Below are 19641 nucleotides of genomic sequence, written 5' to 3' on the forward strand. Positions count from 1 at the left end.
CATGACTGAGCGCCAGACGCCGCAGGCGAAAAAGGAACGGGACCGGCCGTGGCTGATGCGGACGTACGCCGGTCACTCCACGGCCGAGGCGTCCAACGAGCTGTACCGGCGCAACCTCGCCAAGGGCCAGACGGGTCTGTCGGTCGCGTTCGACCTGCCGACCCAGACCGGGTACGACCCCGACCACATCCTCGCCCGCGGCGAGGTCGGCCGGGTCGGCGTGCCGGTGTCGCACCTCGGTGACATGCGCCGGCTGTTCCAGGACATCCCCCTGGAGCAGATGAACACCTCGATGACCATCAACGCCACCGCCATGTGGCTGCTGGCGCTCTACCAGGTCGTCGCCGAGGAGCAGGGCGCCGACATCACCCAGCTCCAGGGGACGACCCAGAACGACATCGTGAAGGAGTACCTGTCACGGGGGACGCACGTCTTCCCGCCGGTGCCCTCGCTCCGTCTGACGACGGACATGATCTGCTACACGGTCAACAACATCCCCAAGTGGAACCCGATCAACATCTGCAGCTACCACCTGCAGGAGGCGGGAGCCACTCCGGTCCAGGAGATCTCGTACGCGATGTCCACCGCGATCGCCGTCCTGGACGCGGTGTTCGCGTCCGGGCAGATCCGCGAGGACCAGAAGGGCGACGTGGTCGCGCGGATCTCCTTCTTCGTCAACGCGGGTGTCCGCTTCGTCGAGGAGATGTGCAAGATGCGGGCGTTCGGCCGCATCTGGGACAGGATCACGCGCGAGCGGTACGGGATCGAGAACCCCAAGCAGCGCCGCTTCCGGTACGGGGTCCAGGTCAACTCGCTCGGTCTGACCGAGGCCCAGCCGGAGAACAACATCCAGCGGATCGTGCTGGAGATGCTGGCCGTGACCCTCTCGAAGGACGCCCGCGCACGGGCTGTCCAACTCCCCGCCTGGAACGAGGCGTTGGGGCTGCCCCGGCCCTGGGACCAGCAGTGGTCCCTGCGCATGCAGCAGGTGCTCGCGTACGAGAGCGACCTGCTGGAGTACGCGGACATCTTCGAGGGCTCGCACGTCGTCGAGGCGAAGGTCGCGCAGCTGGTCGAGGACTCGTTCGCCGAGATCGACCGGATCCAGGAGATGGGCGGCGCGATGGCCGCCGTCGAGTCGGGCTACCTGAAGTCGCAGCTCGTCTCCTCGCACGCCGAGCGCCGGGCCCGTATCGAGTCCGGCGACGAGAAGATCGTCGGCGTCAACATCTTCGAGTCGACCGAGCCGAACCCGCTCACGGCCGATCTGGACGCCGCGATCATGACGGTCGACCCGGCGGTCGAGGCCGGCGTGACCGCCGCCCTCAAGGACTGGCGGGACACCCGCTACCAGCCCCCCTTCAACCACCCGCGCCCCTGCAAGGCGCTGGAGAGGCTGAAGGAGGCCGCGAAGGGCACCGGCAACCTCATGGAGGCCACCCTGGAGTGCGCCCGTGCCGGGGTCACGACCGGCGAGTGGGCCGGTGCCCTGCGCGAGGTCTTCGGCGAGTTCCGCGCCCCCACCGGTGTCTCGTCCGCGCCCGTCGCGGTGACCGCCGAGGAGGGCACCGCGATGGCGCTGGTCCGCCGCAAGGTGGAACTGACCGCGAAGGACATGGGCGTCGGCAAGCTCCGCTTCCTGGTGGGCAAGCCGGGCCTGGACGGACACTCCAACGGCGCCGAGCAGATCGCCGTGCGGGCCCGCGACGCCGGCTTCGAGGTCGTCTACCAGGGCATCAGGCTCACACCCGAGCAGATCGTGGACGCGGCCGTCGCCGAGGACGTGCACGCGGTGGGCCTGTCGATCCTCTCCGGCTCGCACGCCCAGCTGGTGCCGGACGTACTGGAACGGCTTCGTGTGGCCGGTGCCACAGACATCCCGGTGATCGCCGGTGGCATCATCCCGAACGGTGACGCCGAAGACCTGCGGGCCGCGGGAGTGGCCGCGGTCTTCACTCCGAAGGATTTCGACATCACCGGAATCATCGGCCGGATCGTCGACGAGATCCGGAAAGCGAACAAGCTCGACCCACTGGAGGTCCCCGCATGACCAGCCCCGTCAACCGCCTTCGTCCGCGGCGCTCCTGCCTCGCCGTGCCGGGGAGCAACCCCCGCTTCCTGGAGAAGGCGCAGGGCCTCCCGGCCGACCAGGTCTTCCTGGACCTGGAGGACGCGTGCGCGCCGCTGGCCAAGCCCGAGGCCCGGCACACCATCGTCAAGTTCCTCAACGAGGGTGACTGGACGGGCAAGACGCGGGTCGTGCGCGTCAACGACTGGACGACGGAGTGGACGTACCGCGATGTCGTCACCGTCGTCGAGGGCGCGGGCCAGAACCTCGACTGCATCATGCTGCCGAAGGTCCAGGACGCCCAGCAGGTGGTCGCGCTGGACCTGCTCCTGACGCAGATCGAGAAGACGATGGGCTTCGAGGTCGGCAAGATCGGCATCGAGGCGCAGATCGAGAACGCCCAGGGTCTGAACAACGTCAACGAGATCGCGACGGCCTCCCAGCGCGTCGAGACGATCATCTTCGGCCCGGCCGACTTCATGGCGTCGATCAACATGAAGTCGCTGGTCGTGGGCGAGCAGCCGCCCGGCTACCCGGCGGACGCCTACCACTACATCCTGATGAAGATCCTGATGGCCGCCCGCGCCAACAACCTCCAGGCGATCGACGGGCCCTACCTGCAGATCCGCAACGTCGACGGCTACCGCGAGGTCGCCCAGCGCGCCGCGGCCCTCGGCTTCGACGGCAAGTGGGTGCTGCACCCGGGTCAGGTCGCGGCGTCCAACGAGATCTTCTCGCCCTCGCAGGAGGACTTCGACCACGCCGAGCTGATCCTGGACGCGTACGAGTACTACACGTCCGAGGCGGGCGGCAAGAAGGGCTCCGCGATGATCGGCGACGAGATGATCGACGAGGCCAGCCGCAAGATGGCGCTGGTCATCTCGGGCAAGGGCCGGGCCGCCGGCCTGCAGCGCACGTCCAAGTTCGAAGCGCCGGAGGCCTGAGCACATGCAGTTCGGACGCACCTACGAGGAGTTCGAGGTCGGCGCGGTCTACAAGCACTGGCCCGGCAAGACGGTCACCGAGTACGACGACCACCTCTTCTGTCTCCTGACCATGAACCACCACCCGCTCCACATGGACACCAACTATGCGGAGAACACGACCGACTTCGGCAAGAACGTCGTCGTGGGGAACTACATCTACTCCCTGCTGCTCGGCATGTCCGTGCCCGACGTGTCCGGCAAGGCGATCGCCAACCTGGAGATCGAGTCGCTGCGCCACGTCGCGCCGACCTTCCACGGCGACACGATCTACGGCGAGACGACGGTCCTCGACAAGACGCCCTCCCGGTCGAAGAACGACCGCGGAATCGTCTACGTCGAGACGAAGGGCTACAAGCAGGACGGCACCCTGGTCTGCGTGTTCCGCCGCAAGGTGATGGTCCCCACCGAGACGTACATCAAGGAGCGCGGCGGCGAGCAGCCCGGCCGGCCCCAGCTGAAGGAGCAGGAGAAGTAGCCATGGCGCGACTCGCCCAGACCGCAGGTCTGACCGACATCCAGCAGGAGATCCTGTCCACCGTCCGGGACTTCGTGGACAAGGAGATCATCCCGGTCGCGACCGGGCTGGAGCACCGCGACGAGTACCCGCAGCAGATCGTCGACGGGCTCAAGGAGTTGGGCCTCTTCGGCCTGATGATCCCCGAGGAGTACGGGGGCCTGGGTGAGTCGCTCCTCACCTACGCGCTGTGCGTGGAGGAGATCGCGCGCGGCTGGATGTCGGTGTCCGGCATCATCAACACCCACTTCATCGTGGCCTACATGCTCAAGCAGCACGGTACGCAGGAGCAGAAGGAGTACTTCCTGCCGCGCATGGCGGCGGGCGAGGTGCGCGGCGCGTTCTCCATGTCCGAGCCGGCGCTCGGCTCCGACGTGTCGGCCATCACGTCGAAGGCGGTGAAGGACGGCGACGACTACGTCCTGAACGGTCAGAAGATGTGGCTGACGAACGGCGGGACGTCGACGCTCGTGGCCGTCCTCGTGAAGAGTGACGAAGGCCACCCGGAGGGCACCCCGGCGCACAAGTCGATGACGACCTTCCTCGTGGAGAAGGAACCCGGCTTCGGTGAGGTGCGCCCCGGCCTGACCATCCCCGGGAAGATCGACAAGATGGGCTACAAGGGCGTCGACACCACCGAGCTGATCATGGATGGCCTACGCATTCCGGCCAATCGTGTGCTCGGCGGCGCCACCGGACGAGGCTTCTATCACATGATGGACGGCGTCGAGGTGGGCCGGGTCAACGTGGCCGCCCGTGGCTGCGGTGTTGCTCAGCGTGCGTTTGAGCTGGGTGTTTCCTATGCCCAGCAGCGACACACCTTCGGCAAGCCGATCGCCCAGCACCAGGCGATCCAGTTCAAGCTGGCCGAGATGGCTACCAAGGTCGAGGCCGCCCATGCGATGATGGTTAACGCAGCACGCAAAAAGGACTCCGGGGAGCGAAACGACCTCGAAGCAGGGATGGCGAAGTACCTCGCCTCCGAGTACTGCAAAGAGGTCGTCGAGGACGCCTTCCGGATCCACGGCGGCTACGGCTTCTCCAAGGAGTACGAGATCGAGCGCCTCTACCGTGAGGCTCCGATGCTGCTCATCGGTGAAGGTACCGCCGAGATCCAGAAAATGATCATCGGACGCAGGCTGCTCGAAGAGTATCGGTTCCAAGGCTAGATCTACCGATTCGGGGTGTTTTCATCGAGAAGAAGATCACACCCCGTCAACACTCTTCGGACGTCGACTCGGCTTCCTGGCTTGCCCAGTTGTGGCCCGCGACCGGTACGATTCCGGGAAAGCCGCCGTCCCCAGTCACAGCGCGGCATCATCCGCTACGAAGGTCATCCATGCCCGACAGCCAAACCTCCGCACCACGCGACAGCCTGGTCGGCGTACGTCTCGCGCGCGGAGCATCGCCGTGGCTCGTCCCGACCGTCGCCACCGCAGCCCTCAGCCTGGTACGCGCGCGCAAGTCCGGCGCCGCCAAGGCCGTGGCCGTACCCGCCACCGCGCTCGCGGCGGGCATGCTGTGGTTCTTCCGCGACCCCGAGCGCGAGATCGCCCCGGGCCGGGTCATCTCGCCTGCCGACGGTGTGGTGCAGAGCATCATGCCGTGGAAGGACGGGCGTACCCGCGTCGCGATCTTCATGAGCCCGCTGAACGTCCACGTCAACCGCGCGCCCCTTTCCGGCACGGTGACATCGGTCGAGCACATCCCCGGTGGGTTCGTTCCGGCGTTCAACAAGGAGAGCGAGAACAACGAACGCGTTGTCTGGCACTTCGACACCGAGCTCGGCGACATCGAGATGATCCAGATCGCCGGTGCGGTCGCGCGGCGCATCGTGCCGTACATCCCGCAGGGCACGAAGGTCGAGCAGGGTGACCGCATCGGGCTGATCCGCTTCGGGTCGCGCGTCGACATCTACCTCCCCGAGGGCGTGGACGTCGACGTGGAGGTCGGTCAGAAGACCGTGGCGGGGGTGACTCGCATTGACCGTGACTGATCCAGAGACACAGGCCGGATGGGTCCCGGAGGCCGACGAGGTGGACGACGAGGAGGAGATGCCCCTTTCTCTCCGCCTCTCGATAGCGGACACGCTCACCCTCGGTAACGCCACGTGTGGCTTCATGGCGGTGTACTTCACCACCACCGGCATCCTGATCCCGGACCTCACGGGCAGCCAGGAGACCGGCATGACCCGCCACAGCGCGGCCACTGCGGTCATCCTGATGCTCTGCGCGGCGGTCTTCGACCTGTTCGACGGTCTGGTCGCCCGCAAGCTGCGCTCCTCCCCCATGGGCGCGGAGCTGGACAACCTCTCCGACCTCATCAGCTTCGGCCTGGCGCCGGCGTACTTCGTGCTCGTCTACGGCATGGTCGCCGACGACGCGCACCAGCGGGTGGCGGCGGTGGGGGCGATCGTGGTCCTGCTGGCGGTCGTACTGCGGCTCGCGAGATTCTCGTGTGTCACGGTCAAGGACGGCACGTTCCAGGGCATGCCGTCACCGTTCGGCGCGCTGACGGTCGTCTCGATCGTGCTGCTCGAGCTGCCGTTCGTCGCCACGCTCATGGCGATCCTCGGCACCGCGTGGCTGATGGTGAGCCGGGTCGAGTACCCGAAGCCGCGGGGCCGCCTCGCGGTGGCGATGCTCTCCTGGATCGTCCTCAGCATGGCCCTGCTGGCGGCCTGGGCCTTCGACGCCCCCGGCGGCCAGCTCCTGCTCCAGACCGGCTGTGCGCTGCAGCTGGTGATGGGGGCGGTGATCCCCCTCTTCGCCACCGCTCGGAGGGTGAACAACTTCCGGGGCAACCGGCGGGAAGCCCGGGCGGCGCAGCTGCCCTAGTTCTTGCCTCCTGATACAGGGGAAGGGCCCCGGACCTATTGGTCCGGGGCCCTTCCCCTGTGCGTCGCAGTGCGGGTGTGTGGGGGCTGGTCGCGCAGTTCCCCCGCGCCCCTGGCGGGGCGCCCCTGGAGACCCCGCAGGGCTCCTACTCGCTCGGCGTGTACGACTCCGCCACCGTTGAGGCCTCCGCCTCCTGGACCACCTTCATGCCGCCCGTGACGCTCTTGTCGGGCTGGAGGATGACGCTCTGCTTGGAGGAGGGGGACTTGGGGTCGGTGAAGTCCTGGGGGATACCGAAGCCCGTGTCCAGGGCGTTGATGGTGAGGAGGGCCTTGTCCACGCCCTCACGGGTCAGGTCCTTGGTCTCGCAGGCCTTCTTCAGGGCCTCGCCGAACGCGGAGGCGGCCGTCCAGCCGGCGACGACGCCGTTGTCCAGGGAGTCCTTCGGGTACGCCTTCTTGTAGTCGGCCACCAGCTTCTCGGCCTCCGGGGTGTCCGCGCCGATCGGGAGCGACGGCGAGGCCACGTAGTAGTTCTTCATCAGCGCCGGACCCGCCTGGGTGGCCAGGAGCTGCGGCGCGAAGGCCGAGTTGTTGCCGATGATCGGGACGTCGAAGCCACCGGCCGCGGCGACGCCGACCAGGGAGGCGGCCTGGCGCGGGCCCGCGCTGATCACGACGGCCTTGACGCCGGCCTTCTTCAGGGCGGCGACCTGCGCGGTCATGTCGTTGTCGGTCGGCTTGATCTTCTGCTCGACGACGGTCAGCCCGGCTTCCTTCGCGATGTGCTTGGAGCCGGCCAGGGCGCTCTCGCCGTAGTCGCCCTCGAAGTAGACGTGCCCGATCTTGTCGCCCTTCTTGAGGCCCTTCTCCTTCATCAGGAAGTCGATGGCGTTGATCGTCTCGATGTCGTACGTGGACCCGATGACCCGGATGTAGGGGCTGCCGAGCAGAGACGACGACCATGCCTGCGGCAGGACCAGGCCCTTGTCCTGTCCGTCGATGCGCTGCTTGACCGCGGCGACGAACGGGGAGCCGATGAACTGGGCGAACCCGAGCACCTTCGGCGCCAGCTCCGTGTACCCGGAGACGGCCTTCTGCGGGTCGTAGCCGTGGTCGCGGATGCTGAGCTCGACCTTGTAGCCGCACACGCCCCCGTCGGCGTTCAGCTGCTTCACATAGAGCTGCTGGGCCTGGGTGACGCTCTTGCCGAGGGTCGCGTAGACCCCCGTCATGTCGGTGAGGACGCCCAGCGAGATGGTCTTGCCGGAGATGCCCTGGCCGGTCTTCACCCCTCCCGCGGCGGTGTCGCCCTTGCCGTTCTCGTCGTCGTTCTTGGCCTTGGAGCTGCACCCGGCCAGCACCAGCAGCGCTGCGAGTGCTCCGGCGGCCACCTTGGCCGTGTGGGTCGTACTCATCGTTCCTCCCCTTGTTCGGTCCTGAAGCGTCGTCCGGCGGCCACCCTGACCAGGCCGCCGGGCAGGAAGAGCACCACCGCGACGATGGCGGCTCCGTAGAGGTACCGGGATGCCTCGCCCGGTGCGATCCCGCCCGTACCGGGAGCGGAGACCAGGGGCAGCGCATCGCTGTAGCGGGTCAGCAGTTGCGGGAGCAGGGACACGAACACCGCCCCGACCACCGCCCCCGAGACCGAGCCGAGCCCACCGATGACGATCATGGCGAGGTATTCGAGCGACAGCGTGATGCCGAAGTAGTCCGGCACCGTCCGCTGGAAGACCAGGGCGAGCAGGACGCCCGCGAGGCCCGCGTACATCGAGGACAGGACGAAGACGGCGGCTCGGTAGCGGGCCACGGGCACGCCGATGACACCGGCCGCGATCCGGTGGTCGCGGATCGCGTTCATGGCACGTCCGGGGCGGCCGCGCAGCACCCCGCGGGCGAACAGCCCGCAGCCGAGGAGCAGTACGAGCCCCGCGTACCAGAGCTTCTCCGCAGAGCCGAACGGGACGGAGGCGACGAGGAGTTCGCTGTCGTCGAAGGTGAGCCCGAACAGACTCAGGGGCGGTACGTCCCGCCCGTTGAAGCCGCCGGTGAGGTCGCGGGCGTTGAACAGCACGTGCTGGCCGATGAAGATCAGCGCGAGCGTGGCGATGCCCAGGTAGGCGCCGCGCAGGCGTCCCGCGATGGGGCTGAAGAGGCCGCCCGCCAGACCCGAGACCAGGACGGCGAGGACCGCCGCGAGCCAGGTCGGCAGGCCGAGACCGGTCAGCCCGTCGCCGCCCTCCGCGGCGAACACGCAGTAGCCGTATGCCCCGACCGCGAGGAAGAAGGCGTGGCCCATGGAGAGCTGGCCGGTGGAGCCGGTGAGCAGGTTGATCCCGATCGCGCCGATGGCGGCGGCCATCGCGAACAGCCCGGCCTGCAGCCAGAACCGGTCCAGGTAGAAGGGCAGCGCGAGCAGGAGCAGAGCGCCGGCGGCCCAGACGTACGTGCGCGTGCGGACGGGGAACCGCAGATGTCCGCTGAGGGCTTCAGACACGGGCGAGCTCCTTCGTGCCGAACAGCCCGGCGGGCCGGATGAGCAGGATCACGGTCATCACGAGGTAGGGCGCCAGGTCGCCCAGTCCCCGGCCGAGGAAGGTCAGTTCGCTCTGGTAGCCGGTGGCGAGGGATTCCGTGATGCCTACGAGCAGTCCGCCGACGAGCGCTCCGGTCGTCGAGTCGAGGCCGCCGAGGATCGCCGCCGGGAACGCCTTGAGAGCGGCGAGCGAGGTGGCTCTCTCCAGGCCCGGTGTGGGGAAGACCGTCAGGAACAGGGCCGCCACGGCGGCGAGTCCGCCCGCCACGGCCCAGGCGCCGAGGGACACCCGGCCGAGCCGTACGCCCATCAGCGCGGCCGTCTCCGCGCTCTCGGCGGCGGCCCGCATCGCGACGCCCCAGGAGGTGTACCGGAACGCGAGCAGGAAGACCGTGATGAGCAGGGCCGCGGCGACGAACGCGGCGATGCGCGTGTGGGCCAGCGAGATGGGGCCGAGGGTGAGCACCGCGTCGCCCCACGGGTCGCCGAGCGCCAGGACGTCCGTGCCGATCCGGCGGGTCAGTTCCGTGGTGAGCAGGATGTCCACACCGATCGTGACGATGGCGAGGACGCTGTGGTCGGAGCCCCGGTAGCGGCGCATCACCAGGAACTCGACGGCCGACCCGACCACCGCGGCACCGGCGATCCCGACCAGCAGCGCGGGCCAGAAGCCGATGTCGTCGTGGAGGGTCGCGGTGACGTACCCGCCCGCCAGCAGCAGGGACGCGTGGGCGAAGTTGACGACCTCGGTGGCCCGGAAGATGACCACGAAACCGAGGGCGATGAGGGCGTAGACCGACCCCATGGAGACGCCGTTGAGGAGGAGTTCGGCGAAGGTGCTCACGACGCGTTCTCCTCTCCCCCGGGGTGCCCGGGCCCGTCGGGTTCCTCGGGGCGCTCCCCCAGGTAGGCGCGGACGACCGCCGGGTCGTTCTGTACGTCGGCCGGGGCGCCGTCCGCGATCCGGCGCCCGAAGTCGAGTACGGTCACCGCGTCGGCGAGCCGCATCACCACCCCCATGTCGTGTTCCACCAGGACGATCGAGATGCCGAGGCTGTCGCGGACTCCCGCGATCACGGCGGCCGTTCGCCGCCGCTCGTCGGCGGTCATGCCCGCCACCGGCTCGTCCAGGAGCAGCAGGCGGGGCTCCATGCACAGGGCGCGGGCGAGTTCGGCGAGTTTCTGCTGCCCGTACGGGAGCGAGCCCGCCGGGCGGTCGAGATAGGACGAGATGCCGACGAACTCGGCGATCTCACGGACGCGTTCGCGATGACGGTTCTCCTCACGGGCCGCTGCGGGGAGCCTCAGGCCTGCGGAGAGGAAGCCGGTGCGGGTCAGCCGGTGGCGGCCCAGCAGAAGGCTGTCCTCGACCGTGGCGAGCGGTGGCAGGGCGAGGTTCTGGAAGATGCGGGCGACGCCCAGATCGGCGATGCGGTGCGGAGGCATGCCGGTCAGTTCGTGTTCGCCGAAGCGGACGCTGCCGGCGGTGGCGCGGTAGACGCCGGACAGCACGTTGAAGCAGGTGGACTTTCCGGCGCCGTTGGGGCCGATGAGGGCGTGGACGGTGCCGGGACGCACCGTGAAGTCCACGGAGTCCAGGGCGGTCAGACCCGCGAAGCGCACGGTCAACTCCCTGACGTGGAGCGGTGGTACGTCGGGATCAGCATCGGAGGCGGGCGAAGTCGCCTGCTGCGGCGTGTCGTTCGTCATGGTGGTGCTCACCCCTTCCATCGGGTCAGCGCCGGGTGCGAGGCTCGTGCCCGCCCGGCGTCGGCCGCCGCGTCCTCGTCGACCACGCCCAGGTAGCGGCGGCGCACCTCGTCGGAGGCGGCCAGCTCGTCCGCCGGCCCCGACAGGGTGACTTCGCCGACCTCCAGGACGTACGCGCGGGAGGCGAGCCGCAGCGCCAGGGCGGCGTTCTGTTCGACGAGCAGGATCGAGGTGCCCTGGGTGTTGATCTCCCGGACCGTCTCGGCGATCCGCTCGGCCATCAGCGGGGCGAGCCCGAGCGAGGGTTCGTCGAGGAGGAGCATCCTCGGGGCGGCCATCAGGGCGCGGCCGACCGCGAGCATCTGCTGCTCTCCGCCCGACAGGAGGCCGGCGCGCTGCTGGGCGCGGTCGGCGAGGACGGGGAACAGTTCGTGGACGCGGCGCAGGGCGGTGGCCCGGTCCGCGCGTCCGCCGGTGGCGCCGAGCGCCCCGGCACGCAGGTTGTCGGCGACGGTCATCCGCGCGAACACCCGGCGCCCTTCCGGGATCTGCGAGATCCCGGCGGCGACCACGCGGTCCGGCGGGAGTCCGTCGATGCGGCGGCCGTCGAGGCTCACCGTGCCGCCGGTGACCGCGCCGCCGTGGAAGGACAGGGTCCGGCAGATGGCCCGCAGCAGGGTCGACTTGCCCGCGCCGTTGCCGCCGAGAACCGTGACCACGGCTCCTTCCGGCACCTCGAGGGACACCTGGCGCAGTGCTCGTACGGGACCGTATCCGACCGACAGGTCCCGTACGGCCAGCCCGGAACCACCCATGGCATTCCCCCTGTCATCGCGCTGTTGATCACCGTGCACCCGGCGTGTTCACGGCCGGTGTGGCGCTCACGACAGCACCGGTGGGGGCGTCCGTCCACGGGGCGCGGGCGAATCGCTGCGGGTGACCAGCGGGTGCGGGCGCGCGTTGTGCGCGCGCACAACACCGCGTGTCAGGGGCCTGTGCGCGGCCGTCCACCGGTGGCATCCTCCGGCCATGGGAGCCCGCAGAAGGCGTACCGGTCATGACTGGAAGCTGCTCACCGAGTCCTGCGCGGCGCTGCTGGAGCGCCTGCCGGAGCTGGTCGACGAGCACATGCGACAACTTGCCGAGCATTCCCCGGTGTACGGGGAGTTCCTGCCGTACGACCAGCAGTGGCGGGAGGCGCAGGAGGCGATGCGGATCGGGATCGAGACGATCTCCGCGCCCCGGGACTCGCCTCGCCGTGATCTGGAGTACGCGGAGGACGCGGGGCGGCGGCGGGCCCAGCAGGGGCTGCCGTTGGAGCTGCTGGTGCACGCCTACCGTGCCGCGGGGTATCTGGTGTGGGACGCCCTGATGGAGGGGGCGGCCGGGCGGGAACCGGAGCGGCTGGGGGCGCTGATGCGGTCGGCGACCATGGTGTGGTCCGCCGTGGACGCGCAGGCCACGGTGGCGACGGAGGCGTACCGGGCCACCGAGATGGAGCTCCGGCGGCGTACCGACGAGCGGCTTCAGGCGCTGCTCGACGCGCTCCTCGAAGGGCAGGAGGCGCCCGGGCTCGCGGCGCGGGCCGCCGCCGGGCTCGATCTTCCCGAGCGGGGGCCGTACGCCGTGGTCGTGCTGCGGTCCGAGCGGCGGGAGCCCTTCCGGCGGCCGGTGGAGGGTGAGGGGCTGCGGTTCGTCTGGCGGATGCGCGCGGACTGCGAGGTCGGGGTGGTGGCTCTCGCGGCCGGTCAGGGCCTCGACGGGGTCGCGCGGGCGCTCGACGGGCGCTGTTCCGGTCCCGGCGGGATCAGTCCCGTCGTCCCCGGCCTCGCCGAGCTGGGGCGGGCCCGGCGGCTGGCGGAGCTGGCGCTGCGTACATGTCCGCCCGACGCGAGCGCCGTCGTGCGGCTCGACCAGCGGATGCCGACGGCGCTCGTCGTCAGCCAGCCCGAGCTGGCCGGGCGGCTCGTGTCGGACGTGTTCGGGTCGCTGCTGGACCTCGAACCGGCGGACCGGGCCGTCCTGCTGGAGACGCTCGACATGTGGCTGTGCTGCGAGGGGTCCGCGGGGCGGGCCGCGGGGCGCCTCTACTGTCATCGGAACACGGTGTTCAACCGGCTGCGGCGGTTGGAACAGCTGACCTCGCGGTCGCTGGCGCGGCCGCGGGACCTGATCGAGATGACGCTGGCGCTGGACGCGTACCGGTTGGCGGGGACGCCGGGGGGTGGGTGAGGGGTTTTTCGCCCCCGCCGCCCCCTACCCATTCCCGTCCCGTCTGGGGCTGCGCCCCCCAGACCCCCGTATCGCGCCGGTGCGCTCGTCCTCGGACGCCGGACGGACTGAAAGATCAGGAGCGGGGGTTCGGGGGCCGTCCCCCGAGACGGGTCGGGCAGGGGCGGCGGAGGCGGGAAAAGGCCTGTCAGGTGAGGAAGTCCTGGGCGATGCGCTCCGCGAGTTCCTCGAGGATCGGGCCCGCCTCGGCGATGCACCGGTTCACGTCCGGCTCGACGTCCGTGAGCGGATAGACCCGCCGGATCCCGGCCCTTCCGAGGGCCTCCGGAGGAAGGGCCAGCCGCCCGCAGACGGCGATGACCTCCTTCCCGGCGGCACGCGCGGCGGCGGCGACCCCGGCGGGGGCCTTCCCGTGCAGGGTCTGCTCGTCCAGCGAGCCCTCACCGGTGATGACCAGCGTCGCCCGTTCCAGCGCGGACGCGAAGCCCAGCACGTCGAGCATGACGTCGATGCCGGGCCGGAAGCTCGCGCCGAGCCCCACGAGAGCCCCGTACCCGATGCCGCCGGCGGCGCCCGCACCGGGCGCAGCGGCGTACTCCGCCGCCCTGCCCCCGATCGTCTTCTCCAGGACGGCGGCGAAGTGGGCGAGCGCCGCGTCGAGCACCGCCACGTCGTCGGGAGAGGCACCCTTCTGTGGTCCGTACACCGCCGGCGCGCCCTTCGGCCCGGTCAGCGGATTGTCCACGTCACTGGCGAGGACGACGTCGACGGAGGAGAGCCGGGGGTCGAGGCCGGTCAGGTCCGCCGTGGCGAGGTCCCCGAGGGAGCCGCCGCCGGGCGGCACCGGCTCGCCGTCCTCGTCGAGGAAGCGCGCCCCGAGCGCGGTCAGCATCCCTGCTCCGCCGTCGGTGCTCGCGCTGCCGCCGACGCCGAACACGATCGTCCGCGCCCCGGCGTCGAGCGCGGCCCGCAGCAGTTCCCCGGACCCGTACGTGGACGAGGTGAGCGGCGCGAGGACCCCGGCGGGCAGCCGCTGCAGTCCGCTGGCCTCGGCCATCTCCACGACCGCGGTCCCGTCGCGCAGCGCGAAGGCGGCGGTGACCTCGTCGCCGAGGGGCCCGGCGACCCGTACCTCACGGCGCTCGAAGCCGGCGGCGACCGCGGCGGCGACCGTGCCGTCGCCGCCGTCGGCCACCGGCAGCGCCTCGACCTCGACCAGCGGTGCGACCCGGTGCAGTCCTGCCGTCACCCGCTCGGCCACCTGCACGGCCGTGAGCGAGCCCTTGAACTTGTCCGCGGCGATGAGCACCCGCTGGGTCTGGTTCCGGGTCCGATTCACTGCAGCGTCCGCCACCTGTGTTCCCCTTGCTTATCGGGCCTTGCACACGTCAAGGCAGTCGCGCCGCTGCGACCCTAACCGCAGGAGGGGGCCGCTGCCCAGGGCGGTTCTCAGGTGCCGGACAGCGGCCCGACAGCGGTCGCGGGACAGTCGGACCGCGGTCGCCGGTCAGCCGGCGTCGGTCCCGCGCGAGTCGTAGAGCTGGTGCGTCAGTGTGCCGCTACCCCCGAACGGCACGCTGATGTGCTCCAGCACGTCCTCCAGGAGATCGAGGTCCCCCGTCCGCACACCGACGTCCCCGGTGGTGACCACGGGCTCCGCGGGCGCGGCCTGGGCCGCACCGGTGGCGGACAGGACCGCGACGACTGCGGCGGCACCGACCGCCAGGACCCTCGTACGACTCGACGACTTCATGGGACTCCAAATCCGCAATACGAATAAAACCCGACGACCTTCTCATGTGGTGCGGGGCCGGATGTACGTAAAGCGGGCGGGACCGGCAGGAATTCGGTACACCGGGTGTATGACGGCTGCGGGCGTTGACGATCTTGCGGACCGCGTTCTCGGTATTTGCCGCGACGCCGACGTGGACTCCGCGATCCTCGGCCTGTTCCTGGCCGAGCGGACCGTGCGGTTGGTCTCGCTAGGCTGGCCCGATGACGACTCCTGACTACGCCACGTACATCGCGGGTCTCCCTCGTGTGCTTGTCGGTGCCGCTGCGCTCTTCCGTGACACCGAGGGCCGTGTGCTGCTTGTCGAGCCCAACTACCGCGAGGGCTGGGCGCTGCCGGGCGGAACCGTCGAGTCGGACGCCGGCGAGACCCCGAGGCAGGGGGCCCGCCGGGAGACTCTGGAGGAGATCGGCCTGGACCTCCCGGTCGGACGGCTGCTCGCGGTGGACTGGGTGCCCGGCGCCGCGCGGCCTCCCGTCGTGGCATACCTGTACGACGGCGGGGTGCTGACGGAGGAGCAGTTCAAGTCGATCCGCCTGCAGGAGTCGGAGCTGCTGTCCTGGCGGCTGGTCCCCCTCGAGGAGCTCGGCCAGTACGTGGTGGGCGCCCTGGGCCGCCGCGTGCTCGCCGCGCTGGACGTGCTCGTGGAGAACGCGGGGACGGCCGAGCTGGAGAACGGCCGGCGAACCGACTGACGAGAGGGGCGGTGCTCAGCGCAGGACGCGGTGCCGGACGCGCCTCCTGGCACCGTTCGTCGACGGCGGCGCCTGCGGCCTGTACTCCGGCTCGTCCTCGTCGTCGATGCCGCGTGACGGTCCCCTGACGCTGTCCAGAACCTTCGCGCCCTGCTGATCGACGAGGCGGGTCACCGACTCCTGCGCGACACCGAACACGAGTGCCCAGGCGAGTATTTGCGCGTCGCTGTCCAAATTCGACAGTCCCGGCACGAAATCACCCTTGATGATCAGCATGCCGAACACGGCTGCCAGGGCGCCGATGGGCAGCCGCAGCAACAACAGGCAGATGGGCACCATGAACGGCGTGGCGGTGCCCTGCATGTGCCGCAGCGACAGGGCTCCCGCCAGGGCCGCTCCGCACAGGCCGAAGAACTCCACGATGAGGACATCGCCGCCCCCCGGGACACTGCCGATGGGACAGAACTGCTTGGACAGCGCGGCCGGAGGCGGGGGCGACGGCTGCGCCTCGAAGCACAGCTTGGCCGCTATGGCCGATGGCTCGACGTATCCCCACACCACAAGGAGGGCCGCGATCAGGCTCGTCAGGAGAAACGATGTCAGGAGTATGTTGCGGAAGCTTCGCAGCCTCGACCTTTCCAGGTCCTGAGCGTCGTTCGCCGCACGCAGCGCCCTGACGGCCAGATCCCTGAACTGGGCGTTGAGCCTTTGGCCCTTGGAACCGGCGACCTGCGCCTCCAGCTCGCTCCGCAGGGGGTCCTCCGCGCCCAGGTGCTGCTTGGTTCTCGCGAGGACCTCGGTCCCCCACCAGGTGAGGTCGTTGTCGACGGCGAGCTTCAGGACACTCACTTCGGCCCGGTGGATGTTGGCCCAGGTCCGGTCCACCGCGGAACCGGAGATGGACGAGAAGGGTGTGTCCCTGCTGTTGAGGGCCTGACGAGCGGCTTCGAGCTGCACGTTCGTCTTCTTCAGCAGCCTCTTCTTGTCGTCCGACAGTTCGCAGCGGACTTCGATGATGTCCAACTCCGCCTGGAGTTCCGCGACATAGGCGGAGGCGCGTTGATGCCATGAGGATCTGTTCCGTCCCGCGACGTCTCCGTCTTCGTCCGGGAAGGATGCTTCAAGTCTTTCCGCCATGGTTCGGTCCTCCGCCGACCTGCTCCTTCACACACGTGTGTCCGGGATTCGGGCCCTGAGCGGCATTGAGCGGCATCGAGAACGTCGGGAATTGTCTCCCCGTCCAGTCCCCGACTCCGTCCTCGGTTCTCCCCTGCTTTCCAGTGTCCGCTCCGGTGACACGTTCGCAACCCGGAGGGCTTCGTCGCCCGGCGTGTTCGGGTGTCCGAGGACAGCGGGCGCAGAGGCGTCGAATGCGCAATTCCCAGCGGGGTACGACGGAAACCGGTTCGCCCTCGCGCGGGCCGGCGTTCTACGCTCGGGACATGAGCAGGCCTCTCGTCGCCGTCCTCAGTGGCGCAGGTATTTCCACCGATTCCGGAATTCCCGACTATCGCGGTCCGAACGGTGTGTGGCGGCGGGATCCGGAAGCCCAGAAACTCGTGACGTACGAGTACTACATGGGTGATCCGCAGATCCGGCGCCGGTCCTGGCAGATGCGGCGAAAGAACCGGACTCTCCAGGCGGAACCGAACGCCGCGCATCGGGCGGTGGCCGAGCTGGAGCAGGCCGGGGTGCCGGTGCGGGTCATCACGCAGAACGTCGACGGACTGCACCAGCTCGCCGGAATGCCCGCCCGCAAGGTGCTGGAACTGCACGGCAGCGCACGCGGTGTGGTGTGTACGAAGTGCCACGCGCGCGGGCCGATGGAGGACGCCCTCGCCCGGGTCGAGGCCGGGGAGGCGGATCCGCCGTGCCTGACGTGCGGGGGGATTCTCAAGTCGGCGACGGTGATGTTCGGCGAGCGGCTCGACCCGGTCGTGCTGGGCGAGGCGCTCGCGATCACCAAGGCGTGCCAGGTGTTCGTCGCGGTCGGTACCACTCTCCAGGTGCAGCCCGCCGCCGGGCTCGCCGGTGTGGCCGCCGAGCACGGGGCCCGGCTCGTCATCGTCAACGCCGAGCCGACCCCGTACGACGACCGGGCGGACGAGGTGATCCGGGAGCCGATCGGCACCGCCCTGCCTGAGCTGCTGCGGGGCCTGGCCGGCTGAGCGGCGCGGGGTCCGAGCCTGTGCCGGTGTCACGCCGGTGTCAGAAGAGGGCGGTGTCCTCCGCTCCCCGTTCGAAGTCCAGCAGACGCTGTTTGCGCTGCAGGCCGCCGCCGTATCCCGTCAGGCTGCCGTCCGCGCCCACCACGCGATGGCAGGGCACGATGATCCCGAGCGGGTTCTTGCCGTTGGCGAGGCCCACCGCGCGTGACGCCTTCGGATTGCCCAGGGCGTCCGCGAGTTGACCGTACGAGCGGGTCTCGCCGTACGGGATCTTCCGGAGCTGTTCCCAGACCGAGCGCTGGAATGGGGTGCCGTCCAGCCTGAGTCGCACGGAGAAGTCCTTCAACTCTCCCCCGAAGTAGGCCCGCAGCTCCTCGGCCACCTCGGCGAAGGGTGTGTCGTCCGGTCGGCCGAAGGTCTCCTCCGGCGGACGGTGGCGTTGGTCTGTCATGTAGAGCCCGGAGAGGACGCCGTCGGTGGCGACCAGTGTGAGCGGGCCGTACGGACTGTCGATGACGGTGTGCTGCTTCACTGAACGTCCTTAAGCGGGAAGGAAGTTGATCGGGTGGTTGTCCGTCGCCCACAGGTACTGGACGGCGTACGCGCGCCAGGGCCGCCAGTCCGTGGCGCGTGCCGTCAGCGCGGCGGGAGTGGACGGCAGGTCCAACTCCTGTGCGGCGCGCCTGACTCCGAGGTCCGTGGGCAGGAAGGCGTCGGGGTCGCCGAGGGCACGCATGGCGATGATCTCCACGGTCCAGGGTCCGAACCCGGGCAGGGCGAGCAGCCGGGCCCTCGTCTGCGCCCAGTCGCCCTCGACACCCAGGTTGAGGGTGCCGTCGGCGAGTTGGCCCACGAGTGTGGTCAGCGTGCCGCGGCGGCTGGCCGGCATGGCGAGGGCCTCGGGGTCGAGTGCGGCCAGTGACTCCGCGGACGGGAAGAGGTGCGTGAGACCGCCCTCGGGATCCTCGACCGCTTCGCCGTGGGCCGCGACCAGACGTGCCGCGTGGGTACGGGCCGCGGCCGTGGACACCTGCTGGCCCAGCACGGCCCGTACGGCGAACTCGGCCTCGTCGACCGTACGGGGCACTCGGCGGCCCGGCGCCTTGTCGACGAGGGGCTTGAGCACCGGGTCCGTACGCAGTTGGCCGTCGACCGCGACCGGGTCGGCGTCCAGGTCGAGCATGCGGCGGCAGCGGCTGATGGCGACGGCCAGATCGCGCAGGTCGCTGAGGGTGAGCCGGCAGCCGATGTGATCGGGCTCCGGAGTGAGCGCGACGACACCGTGGCCGTACGGCAGACGCATCGTGCGCCGGTACGCGCCGTCGCGCCACTCCTCGACTCCGGGTACGGCGGTGGCGGCGAGGTGGCCGAAGAGGTTGTCGGGGTTGAGCGGGGCCCGGAAAGGGAGGCGGAGGGCCAGCACGCCCGGTGTGGGCGTGGAGCCGGCGCGGTTCCTGAGGGTTCTGGTGCGCAGTTCGCTCGGGGCGAGGGCGAAGACCTCGCGGACCGTGTCGTTGAAGGTGCGGATCGAGGAGAAGCCCGCCGCGAAGGCGATCTCGGCCATCGGGAGCGGTGTCGTCTCGATGAGCAGGCGTGCGGTCTGGGCGCGCTGGGCGCGGGCGAGGGCGAGTGGCCCGGCGCCCAGTTCGGCGAGGAGCTGGCGTTCGACCTGCCGGGTGCTGTAGCCGAGGCGTGTGGCGAGCCCCGGCACGCCCTCGCGGTCCACGATCCCGTCGCCGATCAGCCGCATCGCGCGGGCCACCAGGTCGGCCCGCTGGTTCCACTCGGGCGAGCCGGGGCTGGTGTCGGGGCGGCAGCGCTTGCACGCCCGGAACCCGGCCTGCTGGCAGGCGGCGGCGCTCGGGTAGAACGTCATGTTCTCCGGCTTCGGCGGCACCACAGGACAGCTGGGCCGGCAGTAGATCCGCGTGGTCAGGACCGCCGTGAAGAACCAGCCGTCGAAGCGGGCGTCCTTCGACCGGACGGCGCGCACGCAGCCCTCTGTATCGGTGTGCATCCCGTTCTGCATGTGTCCCAGCATCGGCCATGGTCACGGCGATGGCTGGCGAGAATCCGACATCTACCTGCGGTGGCCGCCCCG

Annotated in this window: 20 protein-coding genes; 10 read left to right on the forward strand and 10 right to left on the reverse strand. The window is 69.9% G+C overall.

Going from position 1 to position 19641, the window contains the following annotated elements:
• The first annotated feature begins 1 nt into the window (after position 1).
• From O1Q96_RS33080 to pssA, 6 genes are all read left to right on the forward strand, one after another.
• Entirely contained in the window at positions 2-2050 is a 2049-nt protein-coding gene (locus tag O1Q96_RS33080; RefSeq protein WP_269251650.1) for a protein meaA, read from the forward strand.
• Positions 2047-3012 (forward strand): HpcH/HpaI aldolase/citrate lyase family protein, encoded by a 966-nt coding sequence (locus tag O1Q96_RS33085; protein ID WP_269251651.1) that lies wholly within the window; start codon positions 2047-2049, stop codon positions 3010-3012. The genes O1Q96_RS33080 and O1Q96_RS33085 overlap by 4 nt, the downstream gene beginning before the upstream one ends.
• 4 nt (positions 3013-3016) lie before the next feature.
• Entirely contained in the window at positions 3017-3529 is a 513-nt protein-coding gene (locus O1Q96_RS33090; RefSeq protein WP_217452932.1) for a MaoC family dehydratase, read from the forward strand.
• Between the two features lie 2 nt (positions 3530-3531).
• Positions 3532-4737 (forward strand): acyl-CoA dehydrogenase family protein, encoded by a 1206-nt coding sequence (locus tag O1Q96_RS33095; RefSeq protein WP_269251652.1) that lies wholly within the window; start codon positions 3532-3534, stop codon positions 4735-4737.
• A 170-nt stretch (positions 4738-4907) separates the two neighbouring features.
• On the forward strand, positions 4908-5564 hold the full coding sequence (locus O1Q96_RS33100) for a phosphatidylserine decarboxylase (RefSeq protein ID WP_217452934.1): 657 nt from the start codon (positions 4908-4910) through the stop codon (positions 5562-5564).
• A 58-nt stretch (positions 5565-5622) separates the two neighbouring features.
• The gene (pssA, locus tag O1Q96_RS33105; protein WP_217453021.1) at positions 5623-6405 is read left to right on the forward strand and encodes a CDP-diacylglycerol--serine O-phosphatidyltransferase; all 783 of its coding nucleotides are present in this window, start codon (positions 5623-5625) and stop codon (positions 6403-6405) included.
• Positions 6406-6550: 145 nt separating this feature from the next.
• On the opposite strand, the gene O1Q96_RS33110 is transcribed toward pssA, so the two are convergent.
• From O1Q96_RS33110 to O1Q96_RS33130, 5 genes are read right to left on the reverse strand one after another with little or no spacing between them, the layout of a single operon-like run.
• Positions 6551-7822 (reverse strand): ABC transporter substrate-binding protein, encoded by a 1272-nt coding sequence (locus O1Q96_RS33110; protein ID WP_269251653.1) that lies wholly within the window; start codon positions 7820-7822, stop codon positions 6551-6553.
• Positions 7819-8904 (reverse strand): branched-chain amino acid ABC transporter permease, encoded by a 1086-nt coding sequence (locus O1Q96_RS33115; RefSeq protein WP_419586987.1) that lies wholly within the window; start codon positions 8902-8904, stop codon positions 7819-7821. Before O1Q96_RS33115 ends, O1Q96_RS33110 begins: the two co-directional genes overlap by 4 nt.
• Positions 8897-9787, reverse strand: a complete 891-nt coding sequence (locus O1Q96_RS33120) for a branched-chain amino acid ABC transporter permease (protein ID WP_269251654.1) — start codon at positions 9785-9787, stop codon at positions 8897-8899. The genes O1Q96_RS33115 and O1Q96_RS33120 overlap by 8 nt, the downstream gene beginning before the upstream one ends.
• A complete protein-coding gene (locus O1Q96_RS33125) occupies positions 9784-10653 on the reverse strand; it encodes an ABC transporter ATP-binding protein (protein ID WP_269251655.1) in 870 nt (289 codons plus the stop codon). Before O1Q96_RS33125 ends, O1Q96_RS33120 begins: the two co-directional genes overlap by 4 nt.
• A gap of 8 nt (positions 10654-10661) precedes the next feature.
• Positions 10662-11468, reverse strand: a complete 807-nt coding sequence (locus O1Q96_RS33130; protein ID WP_269251656.1) for an ABC transporter ATP-binding protein — start codon at positions 11466-11468, stop codon at positions 10662-10664.
• A 214-nt stretch (positions 11469-11682) separates the two neighbouring features.
• Between O1Q96_RS33130 and O1Q96_RS33135 the strand changes: the two genes are divergently transcribed.
• Positions 11683-12885, forward strand: coding sequence for a PucR family transcriptional regulator (locus O1Q96_RS33135; protein WP_269251657.1), 1203 nt, complete (start codon positions 11683-11685; stop codon positions 12883-12885).
• Positions 12886-13072: 187 nt separating this feature from the next.
• Here the strand turns inward: O1Q96_RS33135 and O1Q96_RS33140 are convergent, their stop codons facing one another.
• The gene (locus tag O1Q96_RS33140; protein WP_269253824.1) at positions 13073-14194 is read right to left on the reverse strand and encodes a glycerate kinase; all 1122 of its coding nucleotides are present in this window, start codon (positions 14192-14194) and stop codon (positions 13073-13075) included.
• A 198-nt stretch (positions 14195-14392) separates the two neighbouring features.
• The gene (locus O1Q96_RS33145) at positions 14393-14638 is read right to left on the reverse strand and encodes a hypothetical protein (protein ID WP_269251658.1); all 246 of its coding nucleotides are present in this window, start codon (positions 14636-14638) and stop codon (positions 14393-14395) included.
• A 109-nt stretch (positions 14639-14747) separates the two neighbouring features.
• On the opposite strand from O1Q96_RS33145, the gene O1Q96_RS33150 reads away from it, so the two are divergent.
• Together O1Q96_RS33150 and O1Q96_RS33155 are read left to right on the forward strand one after the other, a co-directional pair.
• The gene (locus O1Q96_RS33150) at positions 14748-14894 is read left to right on the forward strand and encodes a hypothetical protein (RefSeq protein WP_269251659.1); all 147 of its coding nucleotides are present in this window, start codon (positions 14748-14750) and stop codon (positions 14892-14894) included.
• Positions 14881-15372, forward strand: a complete 492-nt coding sequence (locus O1Q96_RS33155) for an NUDIX domain-containing protein (RefSeq protein WP_269251660.1) — start codon at positions 14881-14883, stop codon at positions 15370-15372. The genes O1Q96_RS33150 and O1Q96_RS33155 overlap by 14 nt, the downstream gene beginning before the upstream one ends.
• Before the next feature lie 15 nt (positions 15373-15387).
• Here O1Q96_RS33155 and O1Q96_RS33160 read toward each other — a convergent pair whose 3' ends face one another.
• On the reverse strand, positions 15388-16509 hold the full coding sequence (locus O1Q96_RS33160; RefSeq protein ID WP_269251661.1) for a hypothetical protein: 1122 nt from the start codon (positions 16507-16509) through the stop codon (positions 15388-15390).
• Between the two features lie 305 nt (positions 16510-16814).
• On the opposite strand from O1Q96_RS33160, the gene O1Q96_RS33165 reads away from it, so the two are divergent.
• On the forward strand, positions 16815-17540 hold the full coding sequence (locus O1Q96_RS33165) for an SIR2 family NAD-dependent protein deacylase (protein WP_269251662.1): 726 nt from the start codon (positions 16815-16817) through the stop codon (positions 17538-17540).
• 40 nt (positions 17541-17580) lie between these two features.
• Here O1Q96_RS33165 and O1Q96_RS33170 read toward each other — a convergent pair whose 3' ends face one another.
• Together O1Q96_RS33170 and O1Q96_RS33175 are read right to left on the reverse strand one after the other, a co-directional pair.
• Positions 17581-18072: a methylated-DNA--[protein]-cysteine S-methyltransferase gene (locus O1Q96_RS33170; RefSeq protein ID WP_269251663.1), complete on the reverse strand. Its 492-nt coding sequence runs from the start codon at positions 18070-18072 to the stop codon at positions 17581-17583.
• A 9-nt stretch (positions 18073-18081) separates the two neighbouring features.
• Positions 18082-19557 (reverse strand): AlkA N-terminal domain-containing protein, encoded by a 1476-nt coding sequence (locus O1Q96_RS33175; protein ID WP_269251664.1) that lies wholly within the window; start codon positions 19555-19557, stop codon positions 18082-18084.
• Between the last annotated feature and the right edge of the window lie 84 nt (positions 19558-19641).

The sequence above is a fragment of the Streptomyces aurantiacus genome (assembly GCF_027107535.1).
Classification (GTDB): Bacteria; Actinomycetota; Actinomycetes; order Streptomycetales; family Streptomycetaceae; genus Streptomyces.

Excerpts from the sequence above, each read along its gene's own strand:
- O1Q96_RS33080 (WP_269251650.1), top strand. The coding sequence starts at position 2 with ATGACTGAGCGCCAGACGCCGCAGGCGAAAAAGGAACGGGACCGGCCG.
- O1Q96_RS33085 (WP_269251651.1), top strand. The coding sequence starts at position 2,047 with ATGACCAGCCCCGTCAACCGCCTTCGTCCGCGGCGCTCCTGCCTCGCC.
- O1Q96_RS33090 (WP_217452932.1), top strand. The coding sequence starts at position 3,017 with ATGCAGTTCGGACGCACCTACGAGGAGTTCGAGGTCGGCGCGGTCTAC.
- O1Q96_RS33095 (WP_269251652.1), top strand. The coding sequence starts at position 3,532 with ATGGCGCGACTCGCCCAGACCGCAGGTCTGACCGACATCCAGCAGGAG.
- O1Q96_RS33100 (WP_217452934.1), top strand. The coding sequence starts at position 4,908 with ATGCCCGACAGCCAAACCTCCGCACCACGCGACAGCCTGGTCGGCGTA.
- pssA (WP_217453021.1), top strand. The coding sequence starts at position 5,623 with ATGCCCCTTTCTCTCCGCCTCTCGATAGCGGACACGCTCACCCTCGGT.
- O1Q96_RS33110 (WP_269251653.1), bottom strand. The coding sequence starts at position 7,822 with ATGAGTACGACCCACACGGCCAAGGTGGCCGCCGGAGCACTCGCAGCG.
- O1Q96_RS33125 (WP_269251655.1), bottom strand. The coding sequence starts at position 10,653 with ATGACGAACGACACGCCGCAGCAGGCGACTTCGCCCGCCTCCGATGCT.
- O1Q96_RS33130 (WP_269251656.1), bottom strand. The coding sequence starts at position 11,468 with ATGGGTGGTTCCGGGCTGGCCGTACGGGACCTGTCGGTCGGATACGGT.
- O1Q96_RS33135 (WP_269251657.1), top strand. The coding sequence starts at position 11,683 with ATGGGAGCCCGCAGAAGGCGTACCGGTCATGACTGGAAGCTGCTCACC.
- O1Q96_RS33145 (WP_269251658.1), bottom strand. The coding sequence starts at position 14,638 with ATGAAGTCGTCGAGTCGTACGAGGGTCCTGGCGGTCGGTGCCGCCGCA.
- O1Q96_RS33150 (WP_269251659.1), top strand. The coding sequence starts at position 14,748 with ATGACGGCTGCGGGCGTTGACGATCTTGCGGACCGCGTTCTCGGTATT.
- O1Q96_RS33155 (WP_269251660.1), top strand. The coding sequence starts at position 14,881 with ATGACGACTCCTGACTACGCCACGTACATCGCGGGTCTCCCTCGTGTG.
- O1Q96_RS33160 (WP_269251661.1), bottom strand. The coding sequence starts at position 16,509 with ATGGCGGAAAGACTTGAAGCATCCTTCCCGGACGAAGACGGAGACGTC.
- O1Q96_RS33165 (WP_269251662.1), top strand. The coding sequence starts at position 16,815 with ATGAGCAGGCCTCTCGTCGCCGTCCTCAGTGGCGCAGGTATTTCCACC.
- O1Q96_RS33175 (WP_269251664.1), bottom strand. The coding sequence starts at position 19,557 with ATGCACACCGATACAGAGGGCTGCGTGCGCGCCGTCCGGTCGAAGGAC.